The sequence below is a fragment of the Fluviicola sp. genome, from assembly GCF_030151805.1.
Lineage (GTDB): Bacteria > Bacteroidota > Bacteroidia > Flavobacteriales_D > Crocinitomicaceae > Fluviicola.
In genome coordinates this window covers 1-10,782 of sequence record NZ_JASLCN010000448.1, presented here as the reverse complement: position 1 = coordinate 10,782, position 10,782 = coordinate 1, and the positions used below count along the sequence as shown (strand labels likewise).

General features: G+C 41.6%; 10 protein-coding genes and 1 pseudogene. All 11 read right to left on the bottom strand.

Annotated features, from left to right (window positions below; genetic code table 11):
* Positions 1–965 (bottom strand): annotated as a pseudogene (locus tag Q1V93_RS17055) (hypothetical protein); the annotation flags it as partial.
* A gap of 260 nt (positions 966–1,225) precedes the next feature.
* Positions 1,226–3,193, bottom strand: a complete 1,968-nt coding sequence (locus Q1V93_RS17050) for an SPFH domain-containing protein (protein WP_300666336.1) — start codon at positions 3,191–3,193, stop codon at positions 1,226–1,228.
* Positions 3,194–3,902: 709 nt separating this feature from the next.
* The gene (gene atpG, locus Q1V93_RS17045) at positions 3,903–4,778 is read right to left on the bottom strand and encodes an ATP synthase F1 subunit gamma (RefSeq protein ID WP_300666334.1); all 876 of its coding nucleotides are present in this window, start codon (positions 4,776–4,778) and stop codon (positions 3,903–3,905) included.
* Between the two features lie 67 nt (positions 4,779–4,845).
* The gene (atpA, locus tag Q1V93_RS17040; protein ID WP_300666332.1) at positions 4,846–6,420 is read right to left on the bottom strand and encodes a F0F1 ATP synthase subunit alpha; all 1,575 of its coding nucleotides are present in this window, start codon (positions 6,418–6,420) and stop codon (positions 4,846–4,848) included.
* Between the two features lie 88 nt (positions 6,421–6,508).
* On the bottom strand, positions 6,509–7,042 hold the full coding sequence (atpH, locus tag Q1V93_RS17035) for an ATP synthase F1 subunit delta (RefSeq protein ID WP_300666331.1): 534 nt from the start codon (positions 7,040–7,042) through the stop codon (positions 6,509–6,511).
* A gap of 9 nt (positions 7,043–7,051) precedes the next feature.
* The gene (locus Q1V93_RS17030; RefSeq protein ID WP_124747784.1) at positions 7,052–7,546 is read right to left on the bottom strand and encodes a F0F1 ATP synthase subunit B; all 495 of its coding nucleotides are present in this window, start codon (positions 7,544–7,546) and stop codon (positions 7,052–7,054) included.
* Positions 7,547–7,623: 77 nt separating this feature from the next.
* Positions 7,624–7,836, bottom strand: a complete 213-nt coding sequence (atpE, locus tag Q1V93_RS17025) for an ATP synthase F0 subunit C (RefSeq protein ID WP_124747783.1) — start codon at positions 7,834–7,836, stop codon at positions 7,624–7,626.
* 26 nt (positions 7,837–7,862) lie between these two features.
* Positions 7,863–8,972 (bottom strand): F0F1 ATP synthase subunit A, encoded by a 1,110-nt coding sequence (gene atpB / locus Q1V93_RS17020; protein ID WP_300666329.1) that lies wholly within the window; start codon positions 8,970–8,972, stop codon positions 7,863–7,865.
* Between the two features lie 286 nt (positions 8,973–9,258).
* Positions 9,259–9,627: a hypothetical protein gene (locus Q1V93_RS17015; RefSeq protein ID WP_300666327.1), complete on the bottom strand. Its 369-nt coding sequence runs from the start codon at positions 9,625–9,627 to the stop codon at positions 9,259–9,261.
* Positions 9,620–9,865, bottom strand: coding sequence for an AtpZ/AtpI family protein (locus Q1V93_RS17010; RefSeq protein ID WP_300666326.1), 246 nt, complete (start codon positions 9,863–9,865; stop codon positions 9,620–9,622). The genes Q1V93_RS17015 and Q1V93_RS17010 overlap by 8 nt, the downstream gene beginning before the upstream one ends.
* Positions 9,866–9,883: 18 nt before the next feature.
* A partial coding sequence (locus tag Q1V93_RS17005) for a hypothetical protein (RefSeq protein ID WP_300666325.1) occupies positions 9,884–10,782 on the bottom strand: 899 nt, incomplete at its 5' end.

The window sequence follows — 10,782 nt, the reverse complement described above, 5'->3', positions numbered from 1 at the left end:
CCATCGTCTGAACAAGCAGTACTTGCAAATGTGTTGTAAGCAATTGTTCCGGCAGGCATGTTATTTCTCCAGATTTCCGTACCATTTACATAGACAACTGCTCCGTCATCGCGTCTGACTTTAAACAGGAATGATTGATACAGATTGACATTTGAAATCGAAACTGACTTTCGGAAGTAAGTAGTCGGATATTTATTGGTGCAAGACGGACTTTGAACAACCGTTCCACACGCATTCACCAATGTGGCTTCATCGGAATCTCCGTAACCGAATTCTGCATTTCCTGTTGACCAGGAAGCATCATTAAAACCGGTCGTTATCCACGAAGTTCCCTGATTGGAGCCATCGTCTTTATATTTCCATGCGCTTCCCAATGCAACAACCTGTGTTTGAGCCGGAGTTTGCAAACCAATCATTTCCATATCGAATGACAAATCACTGCTGGTATTATTTCGTTGGTGAACTTCTACTGCAATGACATTGGTTCCGCTTACAAAACCCGCTGTTGCAGCATCCAATGTGGTTGTTTGGATTCCATTTCCATCATCCGATGCATCTCCTGCTGCTGTGGTACTATACAAAATTGTTCCGGCAGGCATGTTATTTCTCCAGACTTCCGATCCGTTCACGTAAACGACAATTCCGTCGTCCCGCTTGCAGTTCAGTTGGATCTGAGCAAAGTCATTGATGTTTGTAATGACGATTGATTTTCTGAAATAGGTCGTAATGTATTTGTTGGTACTGGAAGGTCCGTAACTGACAACGGTTGTTTCATCTCCGTCACCGTAACCAAGCTGGCCATTTCCAGAAGCCCAGCCGCTATCGTTAAATCCGGAAGCAGTCCACGCTGTTCCCTGATTGCTGCCATTATCCAAATACTTCCAATTCGAATTGTAGTTAAATAGAGTTGTCTGGCTGATAGCGAAGTTACAGAATAACAAAACCGATAGTAAACACGTTTTCATGAATGCAAAAATTTTGTTGCAAAGAAAACAAGGTACTTTATCGTTTTAGTAGAGCTAATATTAAATCAATTATAAACAACATTAAACTTGCACTAAGCAAACTTAAACCAAGGGTTAAGTCACGTTAAATTTCAATAATCAATCAGTTGTTTTCGATAAATATTTAATGAATCCAGTTGTTTTTGTGAATCACATTTACTTTCTCATAACGCTTGCATTACATTGAAAGTAAAAAGGAGGACTTTCGTCCTCCCTTCCTTCTATTCCGTTTTACCCGGAGAACCCGATGATTTCGGTTTTACTTCCGGTTTCGTTGTCTTTTGAACGACTTCTGTTTTCTTTTCCGGATCCATCATTTCCATGAGTTTCAATCCTAAAAGACCATCCATCGCACTTCCTCCCTGTTGTCCGTTTCCGCCGATCAGAACATCCGGGATCAATTTGATATTTCCTTTTGAAAGCTCTTCGGTGATTTTGTAACGTGTAAAGTTTTCACCACCCAGTGCTTTCACTGCCAGTTCGTAAGCCTCCGCCGTGGACTTACCGATCGCAGAAATCTTAGTCGCTTCAGCGGAACCTGTTTTTGAAATGCGTTCTGCTTCCGCGTCTGCTTTCAATTTTACTGCTTCCGAATCCGCTTTTGCACGTGCACGTGTTGCTTCCGCCTCCGCCAAAGCACGCATTTTGGTTGCTTCTGCTTCCGCTCCGACCGCCAGTTTCACCCCGGATGCATCTCCTTCTGCTTTTTTCACCGTTGCGTTTGCCGTGCGTTCCGCGATTTCCACACTTTGCTGCGCTTTTACGATGTCTTTCTGCATATCTGCAATGGCCGTTTCCTTTTCCATTCCCTGACGCGTTTCCTGTGCCTGTTTTTGGGTTTCGTACGTTACCTTTTGCTCTTCCGCAATTTTACGATCCGTCAACGTCTTCATCAACGATTCCGGTGGAACGATATCCCCGATTAAGGTATCAACCGCGTTTACGTTGTATTCATCCAGCACCTTCTTGATGTGTTCTTTTGCAGATTCCTGTCTTTCTTTACGTGTCGACAAGAAGGCAATCACATCGCTATCCTGCGCAGAGTTCCGGAAGTAGTTCCCAATGGTTGGTTCCAAAACTTGCGTTACCAGGTTGACCATGTTTCCGAAACGTGCAATGACTTTCGGTGCTTCATTGGTAGGCACGTGGATGATTTGAGAAACATCCAGGTTGAACGGGAAACCATCTTTCGATCGCACGGTGATCGTAGACAGGTTTTTATCCAGGTTATGCGATTCACTGCGTGCCTGTGCCCAATTCAATACCAGGTTTGTCGTAGGAACCAATTCCACTTTCATCGTGTATTTGTTCACCGGATATTTTCCGGGACCGAAAGGCTCCGACCAAACCCCTTTGCTTCCTTTTTCCACGATATTTCCGTGTTTGAAATCCGTTCCTGTCAGGTCTTTTCCATCCTGGCCAATGTAAGAGATTACTACTCCAACGTATCCGATCGGGATTTCAGTCATCGGTGTTTCTTCTACCTGCAAGGCCCATGGATTCAGGTTATAGGATCCTGCCAAAATAACAGTTGGCTGCAAACCGCGATTTCCGCCGTTTTCCAAAAAGGTATCGAAATTCTGGAAGTTATTGTGTCCGCCAACTGCCTTCCCTGCAATTTCTCCATGCTCGATCGGTAAACCGTCCAAAGTAGTCACGATTCCGACCATGCTTTCACGAATGCGCACCATTTCCGTAATGGAAACCTGGAAAAGCATGGTGTTGATCCGGTAGGAACCGGCAGTAATGTAGTTTGTCTGACGACCGCGCTGCCCGTTGTTCGTTAAGAACATGTTTGCATCCTGAAAGTTGTCGCATTCTACTTTTCTTCCCAAAATGTTTCCGGTCGGGATTTCCGCTCCGTCTTTCGACAAAACCAGACCGATTTTTCCTTCGGGAATGACAGTAAACTGCTCCATCGTGATTTCGTACTGCCACACCCACATTCCGAAATACAATCCCGGAGCGAGTGTTTTTGCCTGAAACCCTGCTTCACCGTTTGTTGCTACGATGCGTCCGTCAGGAAGTTCTTTGTGCTCTCCGAAAAGAACGAACTTTTTTGTCACCAATCCGATTCTGTCTTCGGGAACAATGACCATTCCGAACAGGAATCTCAAAATAAATTTGTAGAGGATCAAACAGATTACAATCAATCCGACCCACCAATAACTAAGTAACACTTCTTTCATAGTTTAAATTGTTTAATTAAAAGTTTGGCACGTTACTTGCCGCTTCAAATTTAGAAGAAACCTCTTTCAAAACTCCCGGTCGGGTCCGGTTTTTTCATTGCACGTAAACTCGTTTCAAAAGCTCATGCAATCAATTCCGGATTCCGACCCGGGAGCGCCTTTGGCGGCAGGTTGACAGAACGAATTGGTATGCCCAAAAGGGCAAGAATCCGTTTGGTCAAACTGCTTTGACTTATTTTCTTCTAGATAATTCACTTCAGTATCGTACATCCGCCGCTGCGAACGAACGTTCAATTCCGATAGGAAGCTTGAGGGAAGTGGCGGTGTTTCCGGTGGGCTGTATCGCGAATGTGACATTCACGGAGTAAATGTATATATCCTGTAATATCCCTAACGGATTTTAGGATATTTTGACACTTAAGCCCGTATTTTTTCATTGAACAAAAAGACTCTCAAGGCCATGATAGATGAGCACTGAACAGTGTTAACTTCATCAAAGTTACCCTTTAGAGGGTAGAATCTTTTTTTGTTGATTTAAACAATATTACCATCTTGTTTTTCAGTATCTTTTGTACTGAGTATTCAAAAAAGAGGTTTTGTATAACACCTTTTAAGTACTTTTCAACTCCAATCCGGCAAATTATTTCCTGAAAATGAAAAAAGGCCTTCAGTTTCCTGAAAGCCTTTCCTATTATAATTTCTAATTGAATTATCCGTTCAATGCTTCCGCACCACCAACGATCTCTAAGATTTCGTTTGTAATGGCAGCCTGACGTGCTTTGTTGTAGCTCAACTTCAAATTGCGTTGTAATTCCTTTGCGTTATCCGTTGCTTTGTGCATGGCAGTCATACGTGCTCCGTGTTCAGATGCATTTGAATCCAATAATGCTTTAAACAACTGGATTTTCAATGATTTCGGGATCAATTCTTCCACGATCTCTTCTTTCGAAGGTTCGAAGATGTAATCTCCTGCTTGCTTATCATCAGACTGAGCTGTCGGAACAATCGGCAGTAATTGTTCTTCTTTCACTTCCTGAGAAGCAGCGTTGATAAATGAATTGTAAACAACCACCACTTTATCAAATTGCTTCTCCAAAAATGCCTGCATTGCAAATTCAGCAATGACAGAAACATTTCCGAATGACAAATCGGCAAAGATATCATCAGCAATTCCGGTTCCTGCGGTATTGAAATACATGTCGGAACGTTTGAATGCATCTTTTGCTTTTTTACCAAGACATAACAAACTCACATTTGAATTTGAATACTCTTCGTTAATTGCCAGGTTGACACGTTTGATGATGTTGTTATTGAAACCACCACACAATCCACGATTCGATGTAATTGCGATAATCAATACGTTTTCAACCGGACGAGAAGCAGCCAATGCGTTTTCTGAAATATCCAATGAAGCAGTCAGATTACCTAAGATCTCTTGCAATTTTTCAGCATACGGACGCATTTGAGTGATTGCATCCTGCGCACGCTTCAACTTTGCAGCAGAAACCATCTTCATCGCAGATGTAATCTGCATCGTAGATCCTACTGAAGTAATTCGATTTCGTATTTCCTTTAAATTCGGCATAACTCTAATTTAAAATTGAAAAGGGATTTCGACTAACTCAATCACCTTCTCAATTTTCAATTTTCAATTAATATTTTCCAGCGATCTCTTTCGCAACTTTTCCCAGAAGATCTGTATCAGCATCTTCGTATTTTCCGGCTTTCAAACGAACCAAAACATCTGAATGCTTCGCTTCTAAGAAATCCAGGTATTCTTTTTCGAATTCTTTTACTTTGCTTACCGGAACGTTTTGCATCAATCCTTTTGTACCTACGTAGATGATTGCAATTTGCTTTTCTACCGGGTATGGATCTCCTTCACGTTGCTTCAAGATTTCTAAGTTACGAGCTCCTTTGTCCAATACAGATTTAGTAGCCGCATCCAAATCCGAACCGAATTTAGCAAACGCTTCCAATTCACGGTATTGAGCCTGATCCAATTTCAAAGTACCTGCTACTTTCTTCATGGATTTGATTTGCGCGTTACCTCCTACACGAGATACAGAGATACCTACATTAATTGCAGGACGGATACCAGCGTTGAACAAGTCACCTTCCAGGAAGATCTGACCATCCGTAATCGAAATTACGTTTGTAGGAATGTACGCAGAAACGTCACCCGCTTGTGTTTCGATAATTGGAAGTGCAGTCAATGAACCACCACCTTTTACGATTCCTTTCAAAGATTCAGGAAGGTCATTCATTTGAGACGCGATGTTGTCATCAGCGATGATTTTCGCAGCACGCTCCAACAAACGGGAGTGAAGGTAGAATACGTCACCCGGGTAAGCCTCACGGCCCGGAGGACGACGTAGTAACAATGATACCTCACGGTAAGCTACCGCTTGCTTGGATAAATCATCAAATACGATCAATGCAGGACGTCCTGAATCACGGAAGAACTCACCGATTGCAGCACCTGTCATAGGAGCATAGAACTGCATTGGAGCCGGATCAGAAGCATTTGCAGCAACGATTACCGTGTAAGCCATTGCACCTGCATCTTCTAATTTTTTATAGATTCCCGCTACTGTTGAACCTTTTTGTCCTATGGCAACATAGATACAGAAAACAGGTTCTCCGCGGTCGAAAAATTCTTTTTGGTTAATAATTGCATCAATTGCAACTGTCGTTTTTCCTGTTTGACGGTCACCAATGATCAACTCACGTTGTCCGCGTCCGATCGGAATCATCGCATCTACCGCTTTGATACCTGTTTGAAGAGGTTCAGTTACCGGCTGACGGAAGATAACTCCCGGAGCTTTACGCTCGATTGGCATTTCATACAATTGACCTGCGATAGGACCTTTTCCGTCGATTGGGTTACCGATAGTATCCACAACGCGGCCAACCATTCCATCACCAACGTTAACAGAAGCAATGCGGTTTAAGCGTTTTACAGTATCACCTTCTTTTACTCCGGAAGAGCGACCCAACAATACAACCCCTACGTTATCTTCTTCCAGGTTCAATGCAATTCCTTGAAGAGCTCCTTCGAACTCAACCAATTCACCGTATTGAACTCCTTTCAATCCGTAAACGCGAGCGATACCATCACCGATTTGTAAAACTGTACCTACTTCTTGCAATTCAGCTTCTGAACGAAACCCTGCTAATTGCTCTCTTAAAATCGCAGAAACTTCTGCTGGTTTAACATCTGCCATGTTTTTCTTTTTTTATGAGAAATAATGCTTTTTACTTTCTCGATGCATCAGCTTGTGAGCTGATCGAAATCGAAAGCTACGCTTTCTCTTATCTTGTTAAACGTTGTTTCAACTTATTAATTTGTGATGCTACTGAAGCATCAATCTGGTTGTCACCCATACGAACGATAAATCCTCCGATCAAATCGGCATCAATTTTCTCAGTCAACTCAACAGTTCCTGTTATAGAAGCCTGAACTTTTGCAACGATTTCTTTTTTGACTTTATCATCCAATTTTTGAGCGCTGATCAATGTCACCGGAACAATTCCCTGATGCGCTTTCAAAAGTACATCAAAAGAACTTGCGATCTGAGACAAGTATCCTTCACGACCATTCTTTACAATCAACTCAACGAACATGCTGGTCACTTTGTCGAATTGGTCAAATACTGCATTCAATACAGACAATTTTTTATCTGCTTTCACGACCGGACTTTCAAGCATTAGCTCCAGGTCACGGTTTTCAGCACATACTGTTGCCATGTATTTCATATCTGCCGCGATAGCATCCACTTTGTTTTGTTCGATCGCAAGATCTAACAAAGCTTGTGCATAACGGGAAGCTGATTTTGAAATCTTCATTTCTTTCGATTAGTTCAAGTTAATATCACCTGCCATTTTCTCTGCCAACGCTTTTTGTTTCTCATCGGAAGAAAGTTCTCCACGAATGATTTTCTCAGCGATCTCCAATGAAATTGCAGCAACTTGTGTTTTCAATTCAGCAATTGCAGCTGTTTTCTCCGTATTGATTGTTGCACGAGCAGATTCAACGATTTTGTTTGCTTCCGTTTTCGCAGCATTCTTAGCATCCTCCACCATTTTCACAGCTGTTTCTTTTGCATCTTTCACGATTGCATCCCGCTCAGCTCTTGCTTCTTTCAACAAGTTCTCATTCTGAGCCTGCAAAGCATGCATTTCAGCTTTTGTTTTCTCTGCCAATTCCAACGCATCGGAAATCTTTTGCTCACGTGCATTTACAGAAGCCAAAATTGGTTTCCAAATGAACTTCGTTAAAATAACCAACAACAAAACGAACACTAAGCCCGTCCAAAAAAGTAATCCTAAATCTGGTGTAATTAAACCCATCTTATCTCTATTTTAATTTTTCAATTCATTGTAAAAAAGGCTTGTCACAACCAACCGTTGCAACAAGCTCTTTTTAATTACTTCGCGTTTCCTAGTAGACCAACTACTACACCGAAAAGTGCAACACCTTCGATTAACGCTGCTGCGATAATCATAGCTGTTTGAATTTTTCCAGAAGCTTCAGGTTGGCGAGCGATTGCGTCCATTGCTGAACCACCAATTTTACCAATTCCTAATCCTGCTCCTAAAACTGCAAGACCTGCTCCGATTGCTGCGATACTTCCGTACATGCTATATGTATTTAAAAAATTACTAATTAATGGTGCGCTTCTTCAACAGCTGCACCGATAAACAACGCTGACAACATTGCGAACAAGAATGCTTGTAAGAACGCCACCAACAATTCCAACACAGAGATAAACAAGGCCATCGGAACGGATAATGCTCCCCAAGCTGCATTCTGGTTGATAAAAATAATTGAAATCAATGCCAATATGATGATGTGACCTGCAGAAATGTTTGCAAACAAACGAATCATCAAGGCAAAAGGCTTCGTCAAAATTCCCACCAATTCAATTGGGATCATAATGATCAACAAAGGTTTTGGAACCCCAGGCATTGCAAAAATATGCAACCAGTAATTCTTGTTTGCCGAGAACAATGTTACTAACAAAGTAGCAACCGCCAGGAACAAGGTAACCGTGATGTTACCTGTCAAGTTTGCTCCTCCCGGAAGGAATGGAACCAAGCCCAATAAGTTATTAATAAAAATGAAGAAGAAAATCGTCAATAAGTAAGGAACGTATTTTTTGTATTTATGCCCGATGTTTGCCTTCGCAATATCGTCACGAACCATTACGATCAAAACTTCTAAATATTTTGCCAATCCTTTCGGAGCAACCGCCCCGTGTTTTTTGTAGAAACGCGCCACATTTGACATGATCAATAAGATCAGAATCGCTCCCATAAACAAGGAAAGCACATTTTTCGTAATGGAGAAATCCAATGGACTTACTGCATCGTGAACGTGACCATCTTCAAAAGATAATTCACCCCCATTCAGTTTGTAGATTTCTTCGTGAAACATGGCGTAACCCGCTGCCGGACCAACTCCTTTCACGTATTCTACTTCTTTGTTTGTTTTGTGATCAACCGCAGTTGCATGCTCTCCATGGTAAAAATGCCTGGAAGAAAATGTTTTCAAACCACCATCAACCAAAATGATCGGAAGATAAACGGAAACACTGTTGTGGTGTCCTCCCCACAAATGCCATTCGTGCGCATCCGAGATGTGATGCATGATCATTTCACCTACCTCAAACTCTTCTTCCGGAATAGTTTCTTTATGATTAGCGTAAGAGGGGGTCAAAATGAGCATTGCTGCTATCAAGATGAAAAATCGTTTTGCACTGAAAATTAATGACATCGCTTATTAATATTTAGATAAAACCCTAAATTTTGGCGCAAAGGTAGTGAATCTTTCAGAATGACCAAGAAAAAATTGCAAACAAATGCGTTATTTACCACATTCATGGTAAGCAGAAACCAGGCTATGAATCGAAATGATTTTCAGAAGCTTGTTTTGTGAAGGACTGACAGGAGAGCATTTACAAAACAGCTCCCGCAGATTTCGGTGTTCGCTCAGTCAAATGAGTGCGCAAATCAGGTCCTCGGGCAATTTATTTTAAGCCCAGGTTTGCGAAATTAAATGGTTAATTCTTCCGGACCTTCAGGAGCATCCAAAGTGCTTGCGTGAACAGCATCGCAACGAAGAAACTCATAAAATACCAGACGAATTCCTTGAAAGAATCCTTCCACACGTATTTCACGATTAAGACAAAAAACAAGACCAAAATCATCTGGATTGCCGTACCCAAAATGAAGCGTTGAGCTTGCGATTCCGCTGTTGCATTTTTCCCGGACATCATGATCGCCGTACTTGAAAAGAAGATTCCCAACAAACCGATGATTCCCGCAATGTGATTTTTCGGAATGGACCAATCCCATTTCAAACCAACCAACACCAAATAAATCCCTGCGATCAGGATTAAACTCGAGAAAACTCCAACTCGTTTATTCATCTTCTTTTTCTTTTGACATATCGATCACTTCCTTGATAATAATGTACATGGAGACCACCACTCCGGTAAGTGTACAGATCAACGTGTACATACTCCCTCCGGGATTAAATTTCTTATCCAGCCACACTCCAAGCAGAGCTGTTGCTACGATAGTTCCGGCCATTTGAAAAGCCGCTCCTGTAAACCGAACGTAGTTTTTAACCTGCTTCTTCGGTTTTTTTTCCGGATTTTCTTCCATGATGTGCGCTTATTTGATTCAATACTTCTCGTCGAAGAACACCTGGTATTCATCTAGTTTACCAGTCTCAAATAAGGTAAGCAAATTTTTCTCGGAAATAAATAAAATTTTCATTTTTTGCATATCCAGCAAATGATTTCGTGTCCGTTTATAGAACGAAACATAGGATGCTGCTTCAATCTCATCCTTGAATTGCTTGATGAGGATTACATTGTCATCCTTCAAAACTTTCGAGGTGATTGTCAAACGAAGTTTGCTGTAATATTCTTTATTGAAGTCTACAACACGCGTTTTAGCAACTACGTTGTTGATTTTCTCTGTCAGGAAAATAAGCACAAACATCGGTTCACCTTCTACGTATTTGTAGATGCTTTTATCCGTAAAATCAACCGGTTCATTTTTGGAATATCCGTTCAGAATGATCTTCTTCATCTCCGCTGCCTTAGCTGATTCCGGAGTATTCGGATAAAGCGCAATCAAGGTGTCCAAAGTCGGCAAAATAGTCTTCTTGTCTTCATACATTTTTGCCTGAGCCATTGCTTTCAACAAAATATACTTGCTTCGGTACGGATTTTCTTTTTCTTCCGCCAAAACCGTATTGGCTTTCATGATTACCGGATAATACAAGCCTCTTTCGTAGCGGTCCAAATCCGTTAAATAAGCCTCCTGTGTCAGCTTTTCACGTTCTTTTTTCTTGATGAAATAATCCGGATCTCTTAAATAACCAGCATAATCGGAAGTCGGATAATTGATCAAAATATAGTCTTTCTGCTCCACTGCAACCGGATCGTCCGGCGTATGCAATTTATAAATCTGGTATGCCGCCAAAAGCTTCATATCGCTTTCAAAGTCTTTCCCCAGCATGATCCGGTATTGCTTTTCCGCAAGCGCCGTTTCATTCAATTGCTCGTTATAAA